The organism is Virgibacillus sp. L01 (genome assembly GCF_052246775.1).
Lineage (GTDB): Bacteria > Bacillota > Bacilli > Bacillales > Amphibacillaceae > Lentibacillus.
This window is the reverse complement of the sequence record NZ_JBQQCP010000004.1, coordinates 232,084-255,950: the sequence shown is the minus strand read 5'-3', so window position 1 is coordinate 255,950 and position 23,867 is coordinate 232,084. Positions and strand designations below refer to the sequence as shown.

25 protein-coding genes, 2 pseudogenes and 1 riboswitch are annotated in these 23,867 nt (G+C 35.9%); of the genes and pseudogenes, 5 read left to right on the top strand and 22 right to left on the bottom strand.

Annotated elements, in window-relative coordinates:
- Positions 1 to 240: 240 nt before the first annotated feature.
- From ACTWQM_RS10115 to ACTWQM_RS10100, 4 genes are all read right to left on the bottom strand, one after another.
- A complete protein-coding gene (locus ACTWQM_RS10115; RefSeq protein WP_443258050.1) occupies positions 241 to 1,215 on the bottom strand; it encodes a YpdA family putative bacillithiol disulfide reductase in 975 nt (324 codons plus the stop codon).
- Positions 1,216 to 1,463: 248 nt separating this feature from the next.
- Positions 1,464 to 2,744, bottom strand: coding sequence for a Glu/Leu/Phe/Val family dehydrogenase (locus tag ACTWQM_RS10110; RefSeq protein ID WP_443258049.1), 1,281 nt, complete (start codon positions 2,742 to 2,744; stop codon positions 1,464 to 1,466).
- Between the two features lie 154 nt (positions 2,745 to 2,898).
- Positions 2,899 to 3,483 carry a genetic competence negative regulator gene (locus ACTWQM_RS10105; RefSeq protein ID WP_443258048.1) on the bottom strand — a complete coding sequence of 195 codons (585 nt, stop codon included), beginning with the start codon at positions 3,481 to 3,483 and terminating at the stop codon, positions 2,899 to 2,901.
- A gap of 232 nt (positions 3,484 to 3,715) precedes the next feature.
- On the bottom strand, positions 3,716 to 4,474 hold the full coding sequence (locus ACTWQM_RS10100; protein WP_443258047.1) for a metallophosphoesterase: 759 nt from the start codon (positions 4,472 to 4,474) through the stop codon (positions 3,716 to 3,718).
- A 150-nt stretch (positions 4,475 to 4,624) separates the two neighbouring features.
- Here ACTWQM_RS10100 and ACTWQM_RS10095 point away from each other — a divergent pair, with 150 nt between their 5' ends.
- Genes ACTWQM_RS10095 through ACTWQM_RS10085 form a run of 3 tightly spaced genes read left to right on the top strand, consistent with a single transcriptional unit; the run spans position 4,625 to position 5,711 of the window.
- Positions 4,625 to 4,849, top strand: a complete 225-nt coding sequence (locus ACTWQM_RS10095) for a spore coat associated protein CotJA (RefSeq protein ID WP_443258046.1) — start codon at positions 4,625 to 4,627, stop codon at positions 4,847 to 4,849.
- Positions 4,842 to 5,105, top strand: coding sequence for a spore coat protein CotJB (locus ACTWQM_RS10090; RefSeq protein ID WP_443258045.1), 264 nt, complete (start codon positions 4,842 to 4,844; stop codon positions 5,103 to 5,105). Before ACTWQM_RS10095 ends, ACTWQM_RS10090 begins: the two co-directional genes overlap by 8 nt.
- A 36-nt stretch (positions 5,106 to 5,141) precedes the next feature.
- Positions 5,142 to 5,711, top strand: coding sequence for a manganese catalase family protein (locus ACTWQM_RS10085; RefSeq protein WP_443258044.1), 570 nt, complete (start codon positions 5,142 to 5,144; stop codon positions 5,709 to 5,711).
- A 37-nt stretch (positions 5,712 to 5,748) separates the two neighbouring features.
- Here ACTWQM_RS10085 and ACTWQM_RS10080 read toward each other — a convergent pair whose 3' ends face one another.
- The 4 genes from ACTWQM_RS10080 to ACTWQM_RS10065 are packed head-to-tail and all read right to left on the bottom strand — an operon-like array spanning position 5,749 to position 9,249.
- Positions 5,749 to 6,081 carry a hypothetical protein gene (locus tag ACTWQM_RS10080; protein WP_443258043.1) on the bottom strand — a complete coding sequence of 111 codons (333 nt, stop codon included), beginning with the start codon at positions 6,079 to 6,081 and terminating at the stop codon, positions 5,749 to 5,751.
- Positions 6,074 to 6,661 (bottom strand): lysostaphin resistance A-like protein, encoded by a 588-nt coding sequence (locus ACTWQM_RS10075; protein WP_443258042.1) that lies wholly within the window; start codon positions 6,659 to 6,661, stop codon positions 6,074 to 6,076. Before ACTWQM_RS10075 ends, ACTWQM_RS10080 begins: the two co-directional genes overlap by 8 nt.
- Positions 6,654 to 8,189 (bottom strand): RecQ family ATP-dependent DNA helicase, encoded by a 1,536-nt coding sequence (locus ACTWQM_RS10070; protein ID WP_443258041.1) that lies wholly within the window; start codon positions 8,187 to 8,189, stop codon positions 6,654 to 6,656. Before ACTWQM_RS10070 ends, ACTWQM_RS10075 begins: the two co-directional genes overlap by 8 nt.
- Before the next feature lie 13 nt (positions 8,190 to 8,202).
- The gene (locus tag ACTWQM_RS10065) at positions 8,203 to 9,249 is read right to left on the bottom strand and encodes a helix-turn-helix domain-containing protein (RefSeq protein WP_443258040.1); all 1,047 of its coding nucleotides are present in this window, start codon (positions 9,247 to 9,249) and stop codon (positions 8,203 to 8,205) included.
- Positions 9,250 to 9,402: 153 nt separating this feature from the next.
- On the opposite strand from ACTWQM_RS10065, the gene ACTWQM_RS10060 reads away from it, so the two are divergent.
- A complete protein-coding gene (locus ACTWQM_RS10060; RefSeq protein ID WP_443258039.1) occupies positions 9,403 to 9,657 on the top strand; it encodes a ferredoxin in 255 nt (84 codons plus the stop codon).
- Positions 9,658 to 9,690: 33 nt separating this feature from the next.
- Here the strand turns inward: ACTWQM_RS10060 and ACTWQM_RS10055 are convergent.
- The 14 genes and pseudogenes from ACTWQM_RS10055 to ACTWQM_RS09990 all read right to left on the bottom strand — a co-directional run.
- Positions 9,691 to 9,951, bottom strand: a pseudogene (locus ACTWQM_RS10055) (helix-turn-helix transcriptional regulator); the annotation flags it as partial.
- Positions 9,952 to 10,128: 177 nt separating this feature from the next.
- Positions 10,129 to 11,316, bottom strand: a complete 1,188-nt coding sequence (locus tag ACTWQM_RS10050) for a hypothetical protein (RefSeq protein WP_443258038.1) — start codon at positions 11,314 to 11,316, stop codon at positions 10,129 to 10,131.
- Positions 11,313 to 11,837 carry an RNA polymerase sigma factor SigX gene (gene sigX, locus ACTWQM_RS10045; RefSeq protein WP_443258037.1) on the bottom strand — a complete coding sequence of 175 codons (525 nt, stop codon included), beginning with the start codon at positions 11,835 to 11,837 and terminating at the stop codon, positions 11,313 to 11,315. Before sigX ends, ACTWQM_RS10050 begins: the two co-directional genes overlap by 4 nt.
- A 96-nt stretch (positions 11,838 to 11,933) precedes the next feature.
- Positions 11,934 to 12,449: an ECF transporter S component gene (locus ACTWQM_RS10040; RefSeq protein ID WP_443258036.1), complete on the bottom strand. Its 516-nt coding sequence runs from the start codon at positions 12,447 to 12,449 to the stop codon at positions 11,934 to 11,936.
- Positions 12,450 to 12,454: 5 nt separating this feature from the next.
- Positions 12,455 to 12,886 carry a DUF4430 domain-containing protein gene (locus tag ACTWQM_RS10035; protein WP_443258035.1) on the bottom strand — a complete coding sequence of 144 codons (432 nt, stop codon included), beginning with the start codon at positions 12,884 to 12,886 and terminating at the stop codon, positions 12,455 to 12,457.
- Between the two features lie 312 nt (positions 12,887 to 13,198).
- A riboswitch (cobalamin riboswitch) is annotated at positions 13,199 to 13,382 on the bottom strand.
- Positions 13,383 to 13,405: 23 nt separating this feature from the next.
- Positions 13,406 to 15,169, bottom strand: coding sequence for an ATP-binding protein (locus tag ACTWQM_RS10030; RefSeq protein WP_443258034.1), 1,764 nt, complete (start codon positions 15,167 to 15,169; stop codon positions 13,406 to 13,408).
- The gene (locus tag ACTWQM_RS10025) at positions 15,169 to 15,885 is read right to left on the bottom strand and encodes a response regulator transcription factor (protein WP_443258033.1); all 717 of its coding nucleotides are present in this window, start codon (positions 15,883 to 15,885) and stop codon (positions 15,169 to 15,171) included. The genes ACTWQM_RS10030 and ACTWQM_RS10025 overlap by 1 nt, the downstream gene beginning before the upstream one ends.
- A 54-nt stretch (positions 15,886 to 15,939) precedes the next feature.
- Positions 15,940 to 17,127 carry a c-type cytochrome biogenesis protein CcsB gene (ccsB, locus tag ACTWQM_RS10020; RefSeq protein WP_443258032.1) on the bottom strand — a complete coding sequence of 396 codons (1,188 nt, stop codon included), beginning with the start codon at positions 17,125 to 17,127 and terminating at the stop codon, positions 15,940 to 15,942.
- 29 nt (positions 17,128 to 17,156) lie between these two features.
- Positions 17,157 to 18,794 carry a cytochrome c biogenesis protein ResB gene (resB, locus tag ACTWQM_RS10015; RefSeq protein WP_443258031.1) on the bottom strand — a complete coding sequence of 546 codons (1,638 nt, stop codon included), beginning with the start codon at positions 18,792 to 18,794 and terminating at the stop codon, positions 17,157 to 17,159.
- Between the two features lie 27 nt (positions 18,795 to 18,821).
- On the bottom strand, positions 18,822 to 19,394 hold the full coding sequence (gene resA / locus ACTWQM_RS10010; protein WP_443258030.1) for a thiol-disulfide oxidoreductase ResA: 573 nt from the start codon (positions 19,392 to 19,394) through the stop codon (positions 18,822 to 18,824).
- A gap of 96 nt (positions 19,395 to 19,490) precedes the next feature.
- A complete protein-coding gene (locus ACTWQM_RS10005; protein WP_443258112.1) occupies positions 19,491 to 20,228 on the bottom strand; it encodes a pseudouridine synthase in 738 nt (245 codons plus the stop codon).
- A gap of 1,058 nt (positions 20,229 to 21,286) precedes the next feature.
- On the bottom strand, positions 21,287 to 21,781 hold the full coding sequence (locus ACTWQM_RS10000) for a hypothetical protein (RefSeq protein ID WP_443258029.1): 495 nt from the start codon (positions 21,779 to 21,781) through the stop codon (positions 21,287 to 21,289).
- Entirely contained in the window at positions 21,730 to 22,068 is a 339-nt protein-coding gene (locus ACTWQM_RS09995) for a head maturation protease, ClpP-related (protein WP_443258028.1), read from the bottom strand. The genes ACTWQM_RS10000 and ACTWQM_RS09995 overlap by 52 nt, the downstream gene beginning before the upstream one ends.
- 1 nt (position 22,069) lies before the next feature.
- Positions 22,070 to 23,136: pseudogene (locus ACTWQM_RS09990) on the bottom strand (phage portal protein); the annotation flags it as partial.
- A gap of 143 nt (positions 23,137 to 23,279) precedes the next feature.
- Here ACTWQM_RS09990 and ACTWQM_RS09985 point away from each other — a divergent pair.
- Positions 23,280 to 23,816: a DUF3231 family protein gene (locus ACTWQM_RS09985; RefSeq protein ID WP_443258027.1), complete on the top strand. Its 537-nt coding sequence runs from the start codon at positions 23,280 to 23,282 to the stop codon at positions 23,814 to 23,816.
- The last annotated feature ends 51 nt before the right edge of the window (positions 23,817 to 23,867 follow it).

Below are 23,867 nucleotides of genomic sequence, written 5' to 3'. Positions count from 1 at the left end.
TGAAATAGAATTCGAATTAGTTCGGATTTTGTTTTGTTTCTGATTTAGATATAAAGTGCGACGTAGTGTAGAAACGATTAAATGCTATGAAGCCGCTGCGGAAAAACACTTCGCGCACCTTAGGGCAACACGTATTAGATCAACCATTGAAATGAACATTCTAAACATAAAAAATCCCATCCCGCTATTATTTGTCTTTAAAGTGGAAAGTTTTAGTGATGTCCCCGTCTCTTTGCTTTTCTATTCTTTCATAATAGATTCCGCGATAAGTCCGCCATGGTGTCTGCCGTTTTCAATAAAGATCTTATTATTGTTATAACCAGCTGCAACTACTCCAGCTACGTAAATTCCCACCACGTTCGTTTCCATCGTACTTTCATTGAAAATGGGACAGCCATTCTCCTCATCAATTGCAACGCCTGCCTTTTTCAGAAACTGAAGATCAGGCTTGTAACCCGTCATAGCAAAGACAAAATCATTATCAATAGTTTTCGTTTCACCATTAACACTGTACTCTACCTTATCATTTGTTACTTTGGATATATTAGCGTTAAATTCCATCGTTACAATGTCTTTTCTGACCAGCGCATCGAATTCAGGTAAGATCCAGGGTTTTATACTTTCAGAATACTTGTCCCCCCGGTATAGGACTGTAACCTTTGCACCAGCTTTATGCAATTCCAGGGTAGCATCAACTGCTGAATTTTTACCTCCTATAACAACTACATCCTTATTGAAATAAGGGTGCGATTCTTTGAAATAATGCATCACCTTTGGTAATTCTTCACCTGGAATTCCCATTTTATTCGGCTGGTCATAATAGCCAGTAGCAATTATTAAATTCTCTGCCTGATATTCCAATCTTTCACCTGTGTTCTTTTCGGTTTGTAACTGAATTCTATCTACTCCTGGATTAATTGCTACAACTTTCTCAAATGTGTTAATTCTTAACTGTGTACGTTCAGCTACAGCTCGATAGTATGCTAAAGCCTGATTACGCACCGGCTTTTGTTTTTCAGTAATAAAAGGAATATTTCCTATTTCAAGCTTCTCACTTGAACTGAAGAACGTCTGGTGGGTCGGAAAATTATAAATAGTGTTTACCACATTTTCTTTTTCTATGATCAATGGTATTATGCCATGATTCTGAAGCTCAATGGCACAAGACATTCCACAAGGTCCTCCCCCAATAATTATTGTATTTTCTTTTTGCATATAAAGCACTTCCTTTTCTTACATATAACATTTAAAAACTTGGATAATGGGGTACTTATGAAAGCGCATGTTGCTTTCTTAAACCCCTTTTACTCTGAGTGCAATCATTAGTGACGAGTGCCTTAGTAGCACTTATGCAGTAAGAAAGGGTTCATCCTTCTTAACTACAAAAAAAACTCCTACCTAACTATACATGATAAGAGTTTTTTCGTCATTTTTTTCGTTTTATTAAGTAAAATACTAAATCATTATACCCATCCACGGAACCTAGCTGCTTCAGCCATTTTACGAACGCCGACCATATATGCTGCAAGGCGCATATCCACACGTCTGGTTTCCGCAGTATTGTAAATATTGTTAAATGCCTTAACCATTATTTTTTTGAGTTTTTCCTGAATTTCTTCTTCTTCCCAATAGTAACCTTGATTATTTTGTACCCATTCAAAATAGGATACGGTTACACCGCCAGCTGATGCCAGGACATCTGGAACAAGCAATATTCCACGTTCAGACAAAATTCTTGTAGCATCCAGTGTTGTTGGACCATTGGCCGCCTCCACTACAATACTTGCTTTAATCTTATGTGCATTTTCTTCCCTTATTTGATTTTCTACCGCGGCAGGTACCAAAATATCACAATCCAATTCTAGCAGATCCTGGTTTGAAATTGTGTTGTTAAACAATTTTGTAACCGTACCAAAACTATCCCTGCGATCAAGTAAATAGTCAATGTCCAGACCATCAGGATCGTGTAATCCGCCATATGCATCAGAGATTCCTACTATTTTTGCTCCAGCATCATGTAAGAATTTCGCCAAAAAACTTCCAGCATTACCGAATCCTTGGACAACTACCCTAGCGCCTTTTACATCTATCCCTTTCTTTCTAGCGGCTTCATCGATACAAATTGTTACACCTTTTGCCGTAGCGGTTTCTCTACCATGTGAACCACCAAGAACAATAGGTTTACCCGTGATAAACCCTGGATTGTTAAATTCATCAATTCGGCTATATTCGTCCATCATCCATGCCATAATTTGAGAGTTAGTGAATACATCAGGAGCGGGAATGTCTTTATTTGGGCCAACAATCTGACTCATTGCACGTACATATCCACGACTGATTCCTTCTAGTTCTCTAAATGACATCTCACGTGGATCACAAATAATACCGCCCTTACCTCCACCATATGGCAAATCCATAATTCCTGCTTTTAAACTCATCCAAATTGACAAGGCCTTAACTTCTTTCTCTGTAACATCAGGATGAAATCTTACCCCACCTTTTGTTGGACCAACTGCATCATTATGCTGAGCACGGTATCCAGTGAAGACTTTAATTGAACCATCATCCATCCGGACAGGCATTCTCACTGTCATCATTCGAATGGGCTCTTTTAGCAATTCAAATACCTCATCAGGGTAACCCAATTTCTCTAATGCACTTTTTACAACAGTTCGTGTTGAATTTAACACATCCAGTTTATCAATTGCTTCCTTGGCAGTATCTGCTGGTTTATCGGCTACCATGAATTTACCTCCTAGATTATCGAAAAAATTATTATATCTGTACTCAGAGATTAGTATACACGTTCAAGATAAATATGCAATAAAATACGGCTATTTTGTAACGAATTTGATTTTGGACTGAAGGCAATTTCAGACTAGTGTTTTTTAATCGATTTTAATTATCGTAAAAGATCTCCATAATTTGATTGACAGCATTTCCTTGCATAATTATTTTTCCGTACTCCTTTAATCTGTGAGAAGTAATTATGCTAGGAGAAGAAAATTCAGACATGACTGCAATGATATTCTCTTTATTTTTTGGAGTTAGTTCACTTTCATGAAGAAGCATATAGTAACGACTATTCATATAATAAATCTGTCCACCATCCATATTTATAACAGATAAGTAGGATGATACTTGAATAATATCCTCGAATTCTTTAAAAGAAAATATCATTTCCTTACTTTCATCTAACGTAACTTTCATCTCAATGAAATCCTCTTCCCAACTTTGATTTTCAATTTTTTGAGTCACGATTACATGCATTCCCTGTGCCTGCATTAAATGAACTTGAACGAGGAGAACACCCTCCAATTCAAATCCCAATTCTGTACTGGCTTCGTACATCATATCACTAAACAAATTACGTACGTTAGTAGCGTCATGCCATAAATCCTCTTTCGTAAATCCGCGATCTACAAGATCATCAAAGGTTAAAAAAATTGTAAATTGGCTATCGGACACTCGTTCAATTCGCATAAAGCATCCTCCTTTATAAATACATTTTTAGAAAACTAGGCTTTTCGTTAGGCTTTTATGAAAGCGTATTTGCTTTCTTTGAACCCCTAAACTTCGGAGAGGAAGCATAAATTTCACTTATGCAGTAGGAAGTATCTAACCTATCTAAACTGCTAAACAAAATTAAATAGAATTTAACTTCCTTCAACACTATAGTATATGCTATTGATGTATTTGTTGAACATTATAATTATTATTGTTGAAAAGTTAATACATGACATTCTGACCTTGTCCCAAGTCGAAAGGGCAGTCTGGTATATCCATAGCCCTCACTAACAAGTACTTTAGTGTTTCGTAAATTCGTTAATCCGCCCTTTTCAAAGTATCCAAATCCAAAAACACGAATCTGACCACCATGCGTATGACCAGCTAACACCATGTCAATTTTATTTTGAAATGATTCCTCCATTTCATAAAAAGCAGTTGGGTCATGTGTCAGAAGAATATTATAATTTCCATTTGCATTTTGCAGGGCAAGGTCTATCCGTGCTTCACTGTACTGGCAGCAGTCGAGCCCAATCAAGCTTATTATATGCTTGTCAATTAATATATCATGATTGCTATTTGTCAGTATTGTTACCCCTTCCGATTTTAACAAGCGGTAAATTTCACTCGGAAATGCCTCATAGTCGTTATTTCCCCATACAAAATATACTGGAGCATCCCATCGCTTTAATTTGCGGATATTATCCCTTGTTCTGTCAATTGGCACACCTTTTTCTGTTAAGTCCCCACCAATTACAACTAGATTAATTTCTTTCTGTATGGACCGTAACGTGTTAGTACTAATATTTCTCCGGTGTATGTCAGATATAAAAAACAAATTAAATTCAGTCAATAGCTCATTAGCTGTTATTATTCGGTTCTCAATTGTATCATGATGAGCCTTGAATAACATATACAATATCAGCACAAAGGGTATTAGTACACAAGCAGATATAATATAAGTCATTGTTATCCTCCTTTCTGCCGAACAAATTCATACTACCAATTAATTATTTTAAAAGATATGTAACTCCATGATTAATAATTGAATAGGACATCCATATCCATACATACCATGAATAGAAGTGGATAATTATTATTTCGAAAGGAGAATTTTATGTTCACACAATATAAATTCTGGGAACCTTACGTAAGCCCGTTTGATCCGTGCCCACCGATAAAAGTAAAAAGCTTCTCAACCCCACCTGAATTATATATTAACTTTCAACCCCCGGGACTAGAGCAATTTGAACCAAAAGAAGCTCTCTATCATGGAACACTGTGGAAAGTGTTATACAGTCCCTATCCTGGCCCCGAAAAAAGAGGTGATGGTGATGAATAAGGTGCTCTCATCTGAATATTACCAATTGCTCGAGGAAATTCAATCAGTCGATTTTGTATTGGTCGAATTAACTTTATATTTAGATACACACCCTCAAGACTATGATGCAATTGAACAATTTAATTTATTCGCAAAACAAAGCAAAGAACTCAAAATTAAGTTCGAAAAAAAATTCGGACCATTAATGCAATACGGAAGAAGCTACTCTAATTACCCATGGGATTGGGATAACACCCCATGGCCGTGGCAGGTTTGATTTTAATGGAATATCTGATATATAGGAGGAGATATTTTGTGGTATTATGAAAAAAAACTGGAATACCCTGTTAAAGTCACCGAATGTAACCCCCATCTTGCTAAATTTTTAATTGAGCAATACGGTGGAGCAGACGGTGAATTAGCTGCGGCATTACGTTACTTAAATCAACGATATACCATTCCTGACAAGGTAATTGGGTTACTTACCGATATTGGTACAGAAGAATTTGCCCATCTCGAAATGATAGCAACTATGATCTATAAACTCACGAAAGATGCCACCCCAGAACAAATGGAAGCAGCTGGCCTTGGTGCCCATTATGCCAACCATGACAAGGCTTTGTTTTACCATAATGCTGCTGGGGCACCATGGACAGCAACCTATATTCAAGCAAAAGGAGATCCAATTGCAGACTTATATGAAGATATAGCTGCAGAAGAAAAGGCAAGAGCAACCTACCAATGGATTATTAACTTATCCGATGATCCGGATCTTAATGATGGCTTAAAATATCTCCGCGAACGTGAGGTTGTACACTCATTACGTTTCAGGGAAGCCGTCGAGATCCTTAAAGAGGAAAGGGATAAGAAGATTATATTCTAACTTTATCAAAAGGTGTCTATCAAACGGCACCTTTTTACTATATATTTATAATAACCTCCATCAGTTCCTGGCCCCATAGATAAAATGCTCCACTTAAAAATGCTAAAAAGATTACGACAACAATAATTAAGCGTTGAGATGCCCTGCTTAACTTAACCCTTGTCCGCTTATTACTTGTACTATGCACTTGGCTGCGTGGTGGCAGATCTAATATATCAACTCCACGTTCATGCTGCTCTATTTCAGAACCTTCGTTTTCACCTTCACTTTTATTTATTGGTGCAGATTGTAGACTTTCTTCTTGAACTTCGTTAAATAGTTTTCGTAATTCATCTGCCTGATCATTATGTTCTTTTGTCTTTTCACTCATTATACAACACCTCACCTTTGAAGCGAATAACTAACCCTAATAAAAAATCTACAAAAAAATGAGCAGTAATTGTAACAAACAGATTTTCCGTAAGTACAAAAATATAGCCAATATAAAAACTTACAATTAATACAGATAGTAACAATACGGGCTTTTTTAAATATCGAATATGTACAAGCGCAAAAATAGTACTAGCAACTACAAAACCGAATGTAGTTTGAATAACTCCTCTAAATAGTAACTCTTCAGATATGGCTACCAGTAAGGAAATTGTAAAAATCGCTAAGACAGAGCGGTTTTTAAAAATTCTATCATTTATACCACCATCATCATAGTATTTTTTCGGAAAAAGATAAATGAAGATTATATCAATAGCGACAATGATAATTCCCGGCAATACTCCATAGTATGCTATATCTTGTAAGTTAAAGTGAAATAGAACAAACCAGTCTGCCATGTTATCAAATAGTATTAAACTTGAGAGTAAGCTAATCACAAGTAATACCAACTGTGAAAAAATTATTTGTTTTTTTAATTCTTTATCAGTCATTCGTTTTATTATTTCACTTTGATTAGGCATCCTGATCTCCAAATAACAGTAGATTCTGTAACTTATGTTTCCAGGTATGTGCTGTATGATTTACTTCCGTTTGTTTCGCGTTCCAGTCATTTATTGTAAAACCGCAATTTGTACAACAGCCATACATTGGAGTTTTATAACTATCCTGAAAACTTTTATAAAGGTGCTTTCGTAAACACTCCTCTTCATGAATCCAATCGATAATTTCTTTCAATTTTCGTTCTTTTAACGATTTCCTTGTTTCAATAAGAGCACTTATATCGCTTAATGCATTTTTCCATTTTTCCTTTTGGTAAACAATTATATTCCCTTTAATTATACCATGTATCTCCATCTGATAGTGCAGAAATCGCCATTCTGATTCATTTAACTGTAATTCTTCCTGCAGGTGTTTATTCGACAGAAATGTTGATGATTTTCTAAATAGCTGATAGAGGTTCATGAAGATTGTATCTAATTTTTCAACTGCTGGTAACTCATTTTCAATGATTGAATTGGGAATGAGTTCATCACCCGGTGCGTAAAACAAAAGGCTTACACTTGATTCACCATCCCGACCCGCCCGTCCAACTTCCTGTATATAGGATTCAATTTGAAGCGGAAAATGATAGTGGAGTACAAGTCGGATATTGTGCTTATTGATCCCCATCCCAAACGCACTTGTACAACAGATTACATCTATCTGATCATTCATAAACTGCTGCTGGATTGTAATCCGGTCTAATTGGTCCATACCACCATGATAGAAAGCAATACGGTGGGAAGGAATATTTTCAGACAGAAATGCTGCAATTTCTTCTGTTTTACGTTTGCTTGAAAAATATATTAATGTAGGTACACGATTCTTTTTTAAGAGATTAACAATAAACTCCTGTTTCTCACTATCCTTATTTACTTTTTCAATAGTAAAAGCAATATTTTCACGATCCATTGGATATACATGTTTCATGATATTGGGCCTGTTTAGTGAATAGATTATATCTTCCTGAACTTCTCTGGTTGCTGTTGCACTTAATGCTAAGACCTTGGGATTATTCATATTCGCTAAAACAGTACCTAATCGTAAATAATCAGGTCTGAATTCATGACCCCACTGTGATATGCAATGTGCTTCATCAATCACAAATAAACTAATTTTAATAGTCTTAAAGTAGTGGATTGTCTGGGCCTGCTGCAGAAGCTCCGGTGATATGTATATTAACTTATAATCATTCAGCTGCTGAAATACACGTTTTTTCTCGTTTGGATCCAGAAAGCTATTTAACGCAATAACAGATTTAAAACCTGTTGACTTTAATTGCTTTACCTGATCCTGCATTAATGAGATTAGCGGTGATACTACAATTGTTACTCCTTCCATAATTGTGGCAGGTAACTGGTAACACAAGGATTTTCCTGATCCTGTTGGTAAAATTCCTAATACATCTTTTCCGTGCATCACATCATTAATAATCTCCTCTTGGCCTTCTCGAAATGATGTAATATTAAATTGATTTAATATGTCTTTTCTTAATAAATTTACACTCATATCTATCACCTGATCACGTTATATTTTCAACAGCCAACACAAGTCTTATTTGAAAATAGCTTATTTCCTTGCTAATCTCTTGTTTTATCTCCTTTAATTTATAGGATTTCAATTTGCCTACTGCATTTAATATGTCCTGTTGGGCTTGTTTATTAATGTACTTTTCAAGCGGAAATTGTTTATCATAAAGTGCAATTTCAACAAGATGGTCATAGATTGTATTCAGCTTTAAGTTGCGTATAACTGCAATCTCATCAGGAGTATATAATCTATTTAAAAGTTCCTTTGTTTTAGTTGCTGATTTAGAAGTCTGTGAAGCTTTTGGCAAATCATCTTTAATGCTTAATAATAATGGATATTCGCTTGAATTCTGTTCAATCATGAATAACATATAATGAATGATTCCTGTTAATGCCAAAGGTATATCTATTAATTTAAGGTTATAATTAGCTGCAAGCTGATAACTACTCATCCCATAGTGTTTGAAACCTGTTAAACTGTCTACAAACATACCCGCTTCTTGTTCATGAAAACAGTTTAAAAGACTATACAATTCATCATATAGTTGATGCAGAAAGTTAAACTGGTTTTGTTTAATAACGTAATATTGCTTTTTTACCCAATTTGTAACCATTGGTTTGTCTACAACCGGTATGAAATTAAGATTATTGTTCCCACTATTTGTTATAGTTTGAACTAAAAGCACCAATCTTTCAAAAAAAAGAGTTGCGGAACCAGTGTATTTCATTCCATTAAAGTAATGTAAGGGAATATTACTCGAATTTTTCTGTAACCAATCATTACCTAATGGAGTTGGGATTGCTGAAGAATCATCATCAAGATAAATTAATCCTTCAGCAAGAAGCTTATCTATTCTTTCATCAAAGTTATACTTCCTTAGCGACCTATAGACCCCATAAAAATTATCCAACTTATATATGTGAGCATCCTGAACGGTCTGGATTGACTTTTTCCCTTTTAGCAGATGATATATTGCTGGAACACTACGTCCAGATTTAAATTGGGAGCAACATGAAATGACAATACGATCAAATGACAATGCTCTAAACTCCTTTATGAATAAATTGTGACGGTTATCAGAGTTTCCTTCCTCCTTAATGATAACATTTATTATAGCAGTTGAAATGTATAAAAATCAGTCTTACAATGGTTTATACAAGACTTTTTCTGTAAACATACTGGAGGTTAATTCATGCCTAAATATACAATTGTTGATAAAGAGACGTGTATTGCTTGCGGAGCATGTGGTGCTGCTGCACCTGATATATATGATTATGATGATGAAGGGATTGCATATGTAGTTTTGGATAAGAATGAAGGAACTGCTGAAGTACCGGAAGTATTGGAGGAGGACATGATTGATGCATATGAAGGCTGTCCAACTGATTCTATTAAGATAGCTGATAAACCGTTCAATGGTGATCCGCTAAAATTTGAAGAGGAATAGGATTAAAAGCTGGTTTCGTGATCTTTGGAATCAGCTTTTGTTATGCGCTGCTGTTTCGAGGATTGTCAGTACATCATATCCTATGACATACTGAATTACTTCACTATTACGAAAAAGCGCACATAACGCTACTGTCATAGTCCAATTGGCATTGTTTCGCCGTTTCTCGATTTGAACTAGCGACTTCTTCGATATTCCCAATACAGTTGCCATTTGATCCTGCGTAAAATTATACTCCACCCGTATCAGTTTTACTTTTGATGATATCATATCGATAATCTTTTCTTGTTCCATTGAAATCATCCCTAAAATAAGCTTTATAAAAGTTCTTAGTAACATTTTCTGTAGACTCGTTGGAAATAGAATCATTTTTCGCAGTTAAGAATTCCTTATAATTTTATGATAATTCTCATTGTTAAAAAAGTCAAAGCGTTCCTATCAGAGATTTTCTGTCGGAACGCTTTGACTCAATCAACTATCAACTCTTACCGGATTAACTCCATCTGGAACTTTTATTGGCTCAGATAAATTATATGGGCCAATATTTTTATTAGCATAATTTGTAAACAAAACTTCCTGGTAGCCATAACTCTTTGCAGTCATTAGAATTGCTTCTATCATCGTAATCGTTTCCTGGTTATTGAGAACCATTTTTTTATCATCAAAATTTAGTCTAAGCCGGTCATTATCCATCTCTACAGAGAAATCAATATAATCTGGTATTGATTGATAAATATTATATGATTCTTCTGTATTTCTCATTTCAGTAAATGCTGCTTTAATATCCCCTTTATCATCGACTGGTATTTGTACAAGGAAGTTACGTTTATCTTCAGATAGTTGGTAGCGTTTATATAAGACCCTTGAAGGTATTAATGATAATTCCTTTACTTTTCCAATTGGACCAAGATTAGTTTGATGGCTAAAGACAGCCTTATTAATCTGATAAGGGGTAAACATTGTTGTCAGTAACCGTTGAAACATATTCGCCTGAGCACCTGAGGTTACAGAGAAATCTTCTGGCAAGTTGACATTTACTTGGCTACTTTGCTTATCTAATTGAAATTCTGCACCCGGAAACATATAGTCGCTGAGCCCCCATTTCTTCTCATTCAGATAGGTACTTAACTTTTTATAATACTTCCCGGCATTATCAGTTTTAGGAACAACAAGTGATAATGGGACAACATATTGTGCCTGACGATCAGCAAGAGCACTATATATTATCATTTTGTTGCCTGTTGAGTGTATAACGTAAGACTGAATATTAGTGTCCATCATCAATACTCCTGAGTCACTATTCGCAGATGATGATGCACTATCTTCCTGTTTAAGCTCACTTGATTCCTCCCTTGCTTCCATACTTTCATTGGAACCAGCACTATCCATCGCTTTATCAGCGTTACTATTTTGGCTGCTGTTTTGAAACATCGCATTATTCATCATTGAAGGTATTATAAGGACTAATAGTAATAGCACCATGACTGTACTGAAAATAGGAATAAGTACTAGCTTTTTATTCTTTTTAGGTTGTCTTTCTGAATTTAATTCGGAGGAGATACGCTGATAAAGTACATCTTTATTCATGTTGTCTTTTACTTCTGGCATTTGTTCTAACGATTCCTTAATCTGCTCTTCATTGTTGTCGAATGTTTTCACAGTACATCTCCTCCTTCACTTATGTATTTGCTCAATGTCCTCAGCCCACGATGCTGTGTTGTCTTCACTTTGCTGACACTGAAATTTAAAATATCTGCTGTCTCTTGAATAGAAAATGATTGTATGTACCGTAATATTAAAACACTTTTTTGATCTGATGTGCATTTGTCCATATAACGATAAACATTTTTCATTTGTTCATTTTGCACAGCAATTTCATCTGGGAGTGGATTTTGATCTTGAATTAATTCCCCTTTTTCATTCCAGTCAAAGAATTCCAGAATGCGATTTCGTTTTCTTTTTTGAGAGCGAAAATAATCGATTGTTATGTGCCGTGCTATCGAAAACAGCCACGTTTTCTCTGAGCTGTCACCTTTAAATGAATCGTAGGATTTTAAAACTTTTATATATACTTCCTGAACGAGGTCTTCACAAGTTTCTTTATCCTTCACCATGTAAAATATAAATTGGCATAAATCATGATGGTAATTATTATAAAATTTCTCAAAAACGGCCTTCATAAAGATCCCCCGTTCAATTATATAGTCGATTAATGGCATAATAAAGTTACAGCTTATTAATACTATATTAGAAAAGCGTAAAAATACCAACCTAATTTAGTTGGTATTTTGCAAATAGAAATGTTTTTCAGCATAATTTCTAAAAAAATGAGCGATTACTGGATATAACAAAATCATAAATACTCCATTGCCGATTGCGTGATAAGTGTCAAATGGTAATCCCGCCAGGTAGTACGGAAGAAATTTTCCGGTAACTGAATATGTTGTCAGTGAAATAATAAATCCGTATAAATAGCCACTAATTATCGCAAAAAACACTAGTATAAATCCTGGAATTTTAGCAGGATATTTTCCTAAGAATCCACTTAATATTCCGATTAGCGCCCAGGCAACTACTTGCCAAATTGTCCATATTCCCATTCCTAATATCATATTAGACAAGAATGTAGTTAAAATAGCTAGCAATATAGCTGCTACTGGACCTAATAATAAGCCACAAACAATAATTAACGATGTGACAGGCTGGACATTTGGAAGAAATGCAAAAGCGAATCTCCCAACGACCGCCAATGCAGCAAGCAGTGCTAGTAACGTGAGTTTATAAGTATTCAATTAAATCATTCCCAGGCTTGCAGATCAAATGTCACTTTGTCACCTGGTGATAACTTATATTCTTTTGCGCCAACTGTAGGCATTTCACCATTCACAGTAAACATCCATGATTTTTGCTCGCCATCCTTAGGTGCAACACCATCAATTGAGGTTATAAATCCACCATCAAAATCAGTTTTTACTTCAAAGTTCTTTTCCATTACTTCCATAAGGGTTGCCCCTTCTTCAACTTCAACCTCTTCTTCATTAATATATTCGGAACCTTTACCTTTTGAAATTGTAATCCGAACCGTTTCTTCACTCTGTTCCTCTGAGCTCTCAGCTTCTGTATTTTCCTTTTCCTGGCTATTTGTCTGCCCTTGTTCGTCAGCACCACACCCGACCAATAAACCAATTACGACCAGTAATGATGCAATACGTAAAAACCATTTATTCATTTTCCCATTCCTCCATTTCTATTTTATATTGAGGAGAATTGGACGTCGGAAACCTATACATTGAAAAAATTAGTACTAAGTATCAATCGAATATCTTCATTTATAGAAAACCCGGCATTCTCTATAAGAATTCTATACAAGTTTATTTTTCTTTCTAGAATCCCTAAATCTTTAGAGTGCAGGCAGAATTACTTCCTTACTGCATAAAAAAACTAACCCCTTCTACAGAGTTAGCTAAGCAGACAACCGATACATAAAATTAATCATTTACAATGTGCTCGGTTCTCCCAATCACTCACATCCTCGAAGCACTGAAACGTTAGAGAATTGGCAGGTCTACTGACTTGTGATTCACGCCTACTATAAGTCCTTCCCATGTGACGAATCACACAGTGGCTTGCACTTATTTCGTATCTCACATACAGTTGCGAGGACAGTTCCTGCTTTTCACAGGATTCCCTATTAAGTAATTACACCAAGCTCTATAACTTTATTCAATTCCATATTATCATATCATATTTACTGCTCTTGTAAAGGTAGTTTAAACGTAAATGTTGTACCCTCATTAACTTTACTGTTAACCGTGATCGAGCCATTATGGGCTTCAACAATATTTTTGGCAATTGAAAGTCCAAGTCCTGTACCTTTTTTCTTACTATTCTTCATGCGTGATTTATCTGCTTTATAAAAACGTTCAAAGACAAATGGTAAATCATCTTCTGGAATCCCGCCCCCATTATCATTTACGGATACATTAAAATCAGCAGTATTGCTCTCAATAATCACATTAACTTTTCCATTTTCATTAGAATGTCTAATTGCATTATCGATTAGATTTGTTAAAACCTGCTCCACACGATCTTGGTCAATGTTTATTTGATGATTGGTAATGTCTTTCGTTAAATCTAATTTAACATTATTTTCATCTGCTAACCCTTTAAACTTTTTCAAAATACGCTCAACAAATGATTCTACTTCTACACTTTCTTTATTTAACTGTATATGACCTGCCTCCATCCGTGCTAAATCCAGCAGTTCGTTCACCAAACGACCCATTCTTAATGATTCATCATGGATAATTTGTGCAAGCTCATTTTTATCTTCTGTGCTTTCTGCCACATCATCAACAATTGCTTCACTATATCCTTGTAACATGGAAATAGGTGTTCTCAGTTCATGGGATACATTTGCGATAAAGTCTTTCCTTAGCTTATCTAATCGACGTTCCTCTGTCATATCACGAATAACAGCCACTGCTCCACGTACATATGTCTGATCATATAAAGGCGTCATAATCATTACCCATGTACGTCCTTGTATATTAATTTCATGTATAGCTTCTTTTTCATCATGAATAACATTCGTTAAAATTTCATCTAAAGGCTTCGGTGCTTTATGATTGCTTTTAGAATCTTTCATATCGTTTTCGTAATATAAATTTTCAATAAATCGCTCTGCAGGAGGATTTGTGATCAGCATATCACTATTTCGGTTAAATGTAATAACACCGTCCGCCATGGAACTTACGATACTTGAAAGCTGTTCTTTCTCCTGTCTTAACGCATTAATGTGAAACTTCAATTGTCTGCCCATTCGATTAAATGCCATTGCAAGTTCACCAATTTCATCGTGTGTTAAAATTGGTACTTTTGTATTGAATTCTCCTCTTGTAAGGTCAAAAGCTGCTTCCCTCATTTTGATTAAAGGAGACGTTATCCTCGTAGAAAGGAAAAAAGCAAAAATAGTTGTTAAAATAATAGCTATCCCAGCTGCAAGAAAGATAATTTTAGTTGTTTCAGCTTTCGTCTGGTTTACGATATCAAGCGATTGATATACAAAAACTGCACCATCCTTGCTAACTGGAGTACCAACAATCATAACTTTATCATTCCCATCAGGTAAGAAAATTTGTTTCTTTACATTTTCACCACTGGAGATAACTTCCATTAAATTATTTTTTTCTTTCAGCCATTGGCTATTCAATTTACCAAGTTCGCTATTAATACTTTCAGATGACCATAAATCTCCATTCTCATAGATAATAGCTAAGGTGCTGGCTGGATCTTTCACACGTTCTGCTGTCTCTAAGGCCAATTGTTGATTATCATATTGCTCTACCATATGCGAAACCTTTGTTGCAGTTTGCATCATATCATTTTCAGCCTGATCAACATGAAAATTTTCAAAGAACTCCAAAAGTAAAATGGTTAATATAAATAATACAAAAGAAACTAGCAATAATATCGTTATTGCTAGCTTTCCTACAACACTACGCCAAAACATTATACATCATCTACCTCAAATTTATACCCGACGCCCCAGACAGTAACAATCATCTTAGCAGCTTCTTTAGATACTTTATTTAGTTTCTCACGTAGCCGTTTCACATGTGTATCTACAGTACGTAAATCCCCAAAAAATTCATATTGCCAAACTTCTTTTAACAGAAGCTCCCGTGAAAATACCTTATCTGGAGATTCTGCTAAGAAACATAACAATTCATACTCTTTTGGAGTTAGACTAACTTCAGTATCATCAGCCGTAACTCGATGAGCATCATAATCTATGGTCAAATGAGGAAACACGATTAGATTTTTTGTAGGTGTCTCCACTTCATTGAAGTTAGTCGTAGAAACTCGGCGCAGCAATGCCTTCACACGTAAAACTACTTCTCTTGGACTGAATGGTTTTACAATGTAATCATCGGTACCTACTTCAAACCCTTGAACACGATTTGCTTCCTCTCCTTTTGCTGTAAGCATTATAATAGGAGTCATTTTCTTTTTTCGTAATTGTTGTGTAACTTCAATTCCATCCATTTCCGGCATCATAATATCTAATAGAATAACATCATAGTCATTTTGTAGTGCAAGATCTAATGCCTCAGTACCATTTTCTGCTTCTTCGACAATTAATTCTTCTTTTTCCAGGTACATTTTAATTAGACGGCGAATTCTTTCCTCATCGTCTACAACTAACACTTTAGCGTTTGATTCCATCTAAGTTCCCCCTAACCAATAGTATAAATGAAAAACTTACCAACTGCTAGTCCATTACGCGTATGAATGAAGACCAGCTAAAATCAGATTAACAGCAAGCAGATTAAACATAATAATTGCAAATCCACCAACCGCAAGCCAAGCAGACTTTTCACCATGCCAGCCTCGGGATAATCGCAAGTGTAGAAATGCTGCATAAAAGAACCAGGTTACTAATGCCCATACTTCTTTCGGGTCCCATCCCCAAAAGCGGTCCCATGCTATTTGAGCCCAAATAGATGCAAATATTATTCCGCCAAGAGTGAAAACAGGAAAACCAATTGCTACTGCTCGATAAGAAACTTCGTCCAGTAGATCGGGTTTTACTTTCTTAAGTAACGGTTGAATTGCTGCACCAACTCTTTTACGCAGGATTAATCTAATCATTCCATATATAACCAAACCTGTCAGTACTGACCATATAATTGTATTAAATTTCCTGGCTGCATCGACACCATACATCCACCCCGGCGCGTCAAATAATGCCTCCATCCTATCACCGGTTATCAAAGTACCTTCATTAGGTCCAGCAATAGGAGGTAAATGATAGTCGGTACTAACTGTACTATTATTTACTGTATATTCAAATTGAGCACTGTATCCAGAAACGTTAAATATTACAGTAATTACACTGAAGCCAATAAATACAACCAGAGAAAATAATACGATTTCTAACCACGTAGTACGCTTACTCCTAACTGATTGATCGACTTGTCTAATTAAATAAATCAGACCTGCAACAAAACTTATCGATAGAATTGCCTCTCCAAGAGACACTGTTGTTACATGAATATATAGCCAGTGACTTTGCAGCGACGGTACCAGAGGGGCAATCTCGGTTGGAAACATACTCGCATAGGCAATTATTATCATTGCAACCGGTAATGCAAACAACCCCAAGATATTAAGCTTGTAAATAAAATAGATGATAATGAAAGCAAGCACTAACCCCATACCAAAGAACGTCATAAATTCAAACAGATTACTAACGGGGGCATGGGCACTTGCTATCCATCTTGTTATAAAATAAACAACTTGTGCTAAAAAGCCGATAATTGTTATGGAAATTGCTATTTTTCCGGCTGTTCCTTTATTCTTTTCCGTTCTTTTTTCTTTAATTGTCGCGCCAAAGAAAAACGTAGCGATCAAATACAGGATAAAAGCTGTATATAGCATCGTACTACTAATACTTAAAAAGTCCATGTATATCCTCCTTGATTCTTATTACGTTATTAATCATCCAATTCCTGTTGATCGTCAGCCATTTTTATATCTGTATCCTCAATTATTTTTTCAATATCCTTCTTCACACCAAACCAATTTTTGTTAGTGTGAGCAGCTAATAGAATTCCTTCCCCTTTAGGGTGTATCCAAATTCTGCGATGTTGCCAATACATTCCTTGTATTACCCCAAACATAAATATAAAGGCACCTACAACAAATAGTGGTAGTGTATAGTCACGTCTTACTGTTATCCCACTTACATCACGCATTTTGAAATCCTGAATCCCCAGTTTGTAGTCATTCTCTCCAGTTGCATCCACATTTTTCCCAATTCCAACAAAACTCATTTCCGGCTCGCTGCCATCAGGTGGATGTACAGAAAACACGTATGCTGGATTTCTTGGATAATCTGTTTTCGATTTTGGTTCTCCATCATCCAAATAATAATCTGGATAATATTGATTAACAACAACTTTAAAACCACTGTCTAATTCATACTCCGATTGTGGCGATGTTAAGTCTATTTGGAAATTACCAAGAGAACTCTCATCTGGATCATTTGTCTTATGAATTTTAAAGGACATACTGGAAAACTCGTTCATTTGATAGCCAGCTTGGTAGAGTGTATACCCATCAAACTTAAGTGGGTGATTCATGCGTATTTCATCCTCAGCAACCTTCTCAAGTTTAGGGTCTTCTCCTGGTAAAGTTTCCCCGGATTCCTTATAAACAACTGCATTGGTTTGAAAGTTTTTAGGAACCATTCCTTCTTTCTTGATAGCCTTCTGAAAACGCTCATCATTCTCACCATACGTTTCTAGAATAAAGTCTTTATTTTTTATGTAATATTCACCTTTAGTTCCTGGAATTACGGTTTGTTCCCCTTCTCTTACCCAAACATACTCGTCAAGATACATGAATGGAGTAAAACGCAGTAACGCTGCTCCCAGAATAATAATCAGTCCGATATGATTTACATAAGGGCCCCAACGTGAGAATCGACCTTTTTCTGCTAAAACATGTCCATTATCTTGCGTAACCTTATAACGATTTTTCTTCAAACGTGACACAACAGTACTCTTTTCCTCTGTACTAACTTGATCTGTTTTACTATATAATCGCTGTCTGCTAAGGAATGAGGCGTGACGTTTTGCCTTTTGTATTTTTAATGCCTTATACAACGGCACGAACCTGTCAATACTGCAAATCACCAGAGAAATTCCGATTAAGGCAATAAGCAACATATACCACCATGATCCATACAAGTTGTGAAAGCCCAATTGGTAATAGATTTGACCAAGAATCCCGTATCGGTCTTCATAAAACACAGCAGGATCTCTCGAAGCAGCGTCTGCAGGTATATACATTTCCTGCGGGTATATAGTTCCCATTGCTGATGCAATTAGAGCTAATACAATTAACCATACCCCAACTCTAACAGAAGAGAAGAAATTCCATATTTTGTCAACAGTTGACTTGTTATATGTTTGTGACCTGCGCGCACTTCCATCATACCGCATATTTAACAGTTTCTTTTTATCATTTCCATCAATATGCTGATTTCCTTCTATTGGCTTGCCACAAGCCTCACACAGAACCGTACCCTCTGGGTTAACATGCCCGCACTCACATTTTATATTTGTCATTCATATCCCTCACAATAGCTGCATTCTTTATTTAGGTTGAATTTCTTTTAAGTGATCTTCTAGTTTTTCTAAAGTTAACGCACCTTCAACTACTTCAACAATTTCTCCTTCAGGATTTATGAAGAAAGTACTCGGTATTGGACCAACATTATATAGATTCATTACTTCATTTTTTGTATCATGTGGAATAGGAAATGTTAAGTTATACTTATCTATAAAGCGATCTACGACAAATTCAGTAGCATCCAAACTTACTGCAACTATTTCAATTCCTTTATCCTTATATTCCGGGTATAACTTTTCCATATAAGGCATTTCTGCTTCACATGGTTTACACCAGGTTCCCCAGAAGTTAAGCATAACACCTTTACCTTCTAAATCACTTAATTGAATTGTCTCCAGCTCGTTGTTTTCATTTATTTGCTGAAGTTTAAAATCCGGTGCTTCATTACCTGCATCAACATTTGTTTTATCCTTGCTTAAATTAGAAACCAATGCATATATAACGGCGACAAGTAAGATTGCTAATACGATTGTTCGAAAAACCAGCCTTCTTTGTTTCTTCCGTTTTTTATTAGCCTTTATCTGTTCGGTGCTCATATCAGTTCACTCCCCACGCCATTATATCATGTAATCATAGTGGTAAATTTGACTATTATTCAACAATTTTTCACATGTGAATTAGCTTCAAACCTGCTATTCCTTGTTCTCCGCTAATTGTCGCATTTTTTTAACCTCATGAGGGGTTAACGGGCGATAATTTCCCGGTTGCATCCCATGCAATGTTAGCAGACCATACTTCTCGCGCTTTAACTTGGATACAGGATACCCTAAGCCATCCATCATACGTCTGATATGCCTGTTTTTACCTTCATGCAGTGTCAGTTCCAATATCATTGTTCCTTTTTGTCTGTCTACCTCAAGTATGTTGTATTCAATAGCTTTTAATATATCATCATCAACTTTAACACCTTTTTTTAACTGATTAAGCTCACTTTTACTAGGAATGCCTTTAATTTTAGCAACGTATACTTTATCTACACCATATGTTGGATGCATTAGCAGGTTAGCAAAGTTTCCATCATTCGTTAACAGTAATATCCCGGACGAATCGTAGTCAAGTCTTCCAACTGGATATATCCGCTCCGAAACTTCTCCCAGAAAATCCGTAACAACTTTTCTTCCCTTGTCATCATTTATACTGGAAATAACCCCTCTAGGTTTATAGAGCATATAATATACAGGTTCTTCTTTTTCCAAAAGTACACCATTTACTTCAATGTCATCACTGGGGCTTACTTTGGTTCCTAGCTCAGTGATCAATTTGTTATTAACCTTTACTTTACCATCAACAATTAATGTCTCAGCTTTTCTTCTTGAAGTTACTCCACTTTGTGCAATAACTTTCTGTAACCGTTCGAACGAATTTGTCATTGTATCACCATTTTCATTATTTTTACTTAAATTTTCTAGCTTTTGATGCTTTTTAAATCTTCGCAATCGATATAAACTGTGATCTAACTGCTGGAGCAATCTCTGTAAACTCTCATCCTGCCGTCCGGGGTTGCTACGGGCGGATGCGCACCTTAGGGCACGGCCTTAGCCTCCTTGCCCCGGCAAGGGGGGTATGCCGATGTTGTCTGCAAAGGACGGTTTTAGTCGGCCTTCACTTAGTCGCACTGCGGGGTCTTCGGACACGTGCTATTTCCGCAGGAGTCACCGCCCTCCGCTCACCCGGACTAGTATTGCTGTCACACATTTATTCTATAGCGATTCCTACTCCAGTCAACAGGGTAGGAAATACACGTAGACTCCTGTGAGAACTGAGGCCTTGATGAGACTACGCAGCGACGTAGGAGCAAGGAGGCTCATTAGCTTCCCTAGGTGCGCGAAGTGTATTTCCGGAGCGGTGTCATAACACTAAAACTTTTAAAAAAGTAATTCGCAGTTTATATCAACTGCGTTATGATTTCAATACTTTGATAAAGTAACAATCTTTTAGAAAACAGCCTTACTTAAAAAAGCTTCATTTATCGTAAATGCCGTAAATCCTAATTGTGCTCTTGCAGTATAAAAGGTTTAACTTTCTTTCTGCCATAATAATAGCGTTAACTATATGTTAACCATAAACGCTATATATAAAGGGTTTTAAAGCGAATTTGTCTATTACCAGTATATTACTAAGGCCATTCTAAACAGTTTTAAACCAATTGTATCACATATTTTTGTTTATAAATAATTTGAAAACCAACACAAAAAAGAGGAGCAATTAAGCCCCCTCTTTTAAAAATTCTTACTTTATTCAAAAGAACATTTGTGTTCCACTTTCTCAGTGATAGTCTCGTATGAATCCAATTTGCTAACTGAATCAAAAATTAACCTTACATTGTTAACATCTGGTTTTAACAGAATGTATCCTTGTATAAATTCTTTTTTTACATTTGCTAACAATTTGCTGTGATTTTCTACTGCTCATTTGTGGTTGCATCAATTTACTCTTGTTCATCTGTTACGATGTCCATTAAATCCATCCAAGCCACATCTTCATCACTGGTATTTTCAACATTGTATCTTAACTGTAAATAAGATACTTCTTTTTCATTTACTTGCGAAAACTGCCTAATGAAGTTTATAAACTCTTGAGACAAGTTAGTTCTTTTTAAGATTTTAGCATTAATTAATTCAATTTTTAAAGGACCTTGTTTGATTACTTCATTTATATTCTTAATTTTTACAAGCTCCACATCACGTTGTTCCATTTCTTCTTTGCTTGGTCCGGTTGGATCTTCAGTTTCTTTTACCAATGCTTCAGGTACATTCTTGTACTTAGCAAATAATTCATCACTGATGGATGCAGCCATGTCATTTGCATCTAATACCACATTGCATAGTCCATATTGGAGCGTTTCATCAGCTGATAACCACGTTTCGGCATCTAACATTTCTTTAAGCTTTTCTTCAGAAAGTTTATCGCCTGCTTTTTCCAAGTAAGACTGTATTGCTGACCATTAATACGATCAAGGTCATCGGCTGCTTTCCTCAATTCAGTGGCATTACCAATAACGAAATTTAGTGCGTTGTGTATCATGAGCATTGCGTTCTTTGGCATATGGATAGTGTTAGCTGCCATTAATATTACGCTCGCAATCGATGCAGCCAACGCATCTACATAGCCATTTACGTGCGCTGAGTGGCGTTTTAGCATATTACCTATCGCAACCCCCTCAAAAACTGCGCCTCCAGGTGAGTTAATGTAAAGATTAATGACTTCCACACCAACCGCTTCTAATTGCTTTTGTATAATAATCGGCTTGAGCCGCAGTATCTGCTCGAAATAATGCTTTTTCGTTAAATTTAAAATAAAAACCAGCTTTTCTTTCAGCTGGTGTAAGTAATTTTCTATTAAATTCCTGTTCGTACTGCCTAACAATTGGAATTAAGGTTAATTGCACAAACATACGCATTAATTGTTCATTACTGGAATAACTTTGGCCTTCTGTGTCATTCAACATTGTAACCGGGATATTATAAACATTCGCTACTCGTGAACGAGTAATACGTTCTGTCGCCAGTGTTTCAGCTGTTTCATATTTACGTTCCAGTTCATCAATCTCAACACCAGGCTCTTGGAACAAAACCCGCCATTATCCTGATAAAATCGTTTGAGGTCATCAATAATACGTTTTCTCTTATCTGCATCAACATTAGCGCCGTATTTAAGAATGAATAAATTTGGTGCGCTCCGCATTTCCTTCAGACTGAATTCACGAACAGCTTTATCGAAATCTGTTGCATTCGATAATGCCTTAATTGGATTAATACTTTTAATGCCTCCCGTACTACCAATATGCTTTACATGTAGCATGTTCATATTATGAAAGTAATACCGATTACCATCTTCACCTAAAACTTCATACCATAAGTCATGTGAGTACCTTTCAATTACTGGCGTTACATGATTGGCATTTATATTCGTTAATTTAGAAACCTGATTGCGTATATCCCTTTCAATAATGGCATACCCGTCACCAGTTTCATTACGCGATGTTTCTAAGTTTCGGATAAATTCGAACCCATGCATGTTTTGATTTGGTTCGTTTATCAATACATCTGATGCAGCGTTACTCACCGAGTCATAATTTTTATATAGCTTCAACGGTAATGAAGCCATACTATTTGATAACCTAGTGATTACGCTAAAAATAGTCTCATTGGTGGCTAAGGTGGAATTTTCAATACCCCAAAATGTTTTACCTATCCAAGAAAAAAAGACATAATTCACTCCTTTCCATGCCATATATGCGCTGTTAATAGAGTATTTTACGCGTTGAAGGAATTTCAATTTATCACCATCTTTATAGGGATTATTGCTAAATGATTGCATTCTACTCAATGAAAAAGAACTAATGTATAAATACCCCGATTCAGTCAAATATATGGTTAATACGACTAATAAAATCGAGGTGTTTTATTTTGCCGAACACGATGGAAGCATTGTTTGATTATTTAAGAACAAGATTTGATACTGAACCTAAGCCAAGACTTCATATTGGTGAAGCGATGGGATGCTGGCTTTACTACACTGCAATAGCAGAGGAAATCCCCGTGCTTGAATCAGCATTAAATACTACAACTGATGATGTACTTGTTGAACTTATAAAAGATGGTATGAAACTAGCTACACATCAAAAAAATACTTTAGAATCTTTTATGATTAAGGAAGGCATTACTTTACCTGACTCCTCTGAACATAAGCCAAATTCAGATCCCAACAGCGTTCCTCTTGGAGTGAAAGCCACTGATTCAGAAATTGCTAACTTTTTGTCAGCTAAAATAGCATCAAACACTGTAATGTGTTCAAGTAACATTAGCCAGTGTATCCGAAGTGATATAGGACTAATGTGGACAAGATTCCATTCTGAAAAAGTAATTATTGGGATGGATGTTAAAACTAAAATGAGAGAACATGGTTGGATTAAAGTTCCTCCATATTACTCCCCGCCAGGAGCACCTAATAATTAATAGGTGCTCTTATTTTTAAGGCTATATCTTTTCTGTCACCTTGTTCATCTA

Bases quoted from the DNA above. Each gene is read 5' to 3' on its own strand.
- ACTWQM_RS10035 (WP_443258035.1), bottom strand. From the start codon at position 12,886: ATGAATAAATGGTTTTTACGTATTGCATCATTACTGGTCGTAATTGGT.
- ACTWQM_RS09985 (WP_443258027.1), top strand. From the start codon at position 23,280: ATGGAAGCATTGTTTGATTATTTAAGAACAAGATTTGATACTGAACCT.
- ACTWQM_RS10070 (WP_443258041.1), bottom strand. From the start codon at position 8,189: ATGAGTGTAAATTTATTAAGAAAAGACATATTAAATCAATTTAATATT.
- ACTWQM_RS10090 (WP_443258045.1), top strand. From the start codon at position 4,842: ATGAATAAGGTGCTCTCATCTGAATATTACCAATTGCTCGAGGAAATT.
- resA (WP_443258030.1), bottom strand. From the start codon at position 19,394: ATGAGCACCGAACAGATAAAGGCTAATAAAAAACGGAAGAAACAAAGA.
- ccsB (WP_443258032.1), bottom strand. From the start codon at position 17,127: ATGGACTTTTTAAGTATTAGTAGTACGATGCTATATACAGCTTTTATC.
- ACTWQM_RS10110 (WP_443258049.1), bottom strand. From the start codon at position 2,744: ATGGTAGCCGATAAACCAGCAGATACTGCCAAGGAAGCAATTGATAAA.
- ACTWQM_RS10030 (WP_443258034.1), bottom strand. From the start codon at position 15,169: ATGTTTTGGCGTAGTGTTGTAGGAAAGCTAGCAATAACGATATTATTG.
- ACTWQM_RS10095 (WP_443258046.1), top strand. From the start codon at position 4,625: ATGTTCACACAATATAAATTCTGGGAACCTTACGTAAGCCCGTTTGAT.
- ACTWQM_RS10005 (WP_443258112.1), bottom strand. From the start codon at position 20,228: ATGACAAATTCGTTCGAACGGTTACAGAAAGTTATTGCACAAAGTGGA.
- ACTWQM_RS10025 (WP_443258033.1), bottom strand. From the start codon at position 15,885: ATGGAATCAAACGCTAAAGTGTTAGTTGTAGACGATGAGGAAAGAATT.
- ACTWQM_RS10105 (WP_443258048.1), bottom strand. From the start codon at position 3,483: ATGCGAATTGAACGAGTGTCCGATAGCCAATTTACAATTTTTTTAACC.
- sigX (WP_443258037.1), bottom strand. From the start codon at position 11,837: ATGAAGGCCGTTTTTGAGAAATTTTATAATAATTACCATCATGATTTA.
- ACTWQM_RS10115 (WP_443258050.1), bottom strand. From the start codon at position 1,215: ATGCAAAAAGAAAATACAATAATTATTGGGGGAGGACCTTGTGGAATG.
- resB (WP_443258031.1), bottom strand. From the start codon at position 18,794: ATGACAAATATAAAATGTGAGTGCGGGCATGTTAACCCAGAGGGTACG.
- ACTWQM_RS10075 (WP_443258042.1), bottom strand. From the start codon at position 6,661: ATGCCTAATCAAAGTGAAATAATAAAACGAATGACTGATAAAGAATTA.
- ACTWQM_RS10100 (WP_443258047.1), bottom strand. From the start codon at position 4,474: ATGACTTATATTATATCTGCTTGTGTACTAATACCCTTTGTGCTGATA.
- ACTWQM_RS10080 (WP_443258043.1), bottom strand. From the start codon at position 6,081: ATGAGTGAAAAGACAAAAGAACATAATGATCAGGCAGATGAATTACGA.
- ACTWQM_RS10060 (WP_443258039.1), top strand. From the start codon at position 9,403: ATGCCTAAATATACAATTGTTGATAAAGAGACGTGTATTGCTTGCGGA.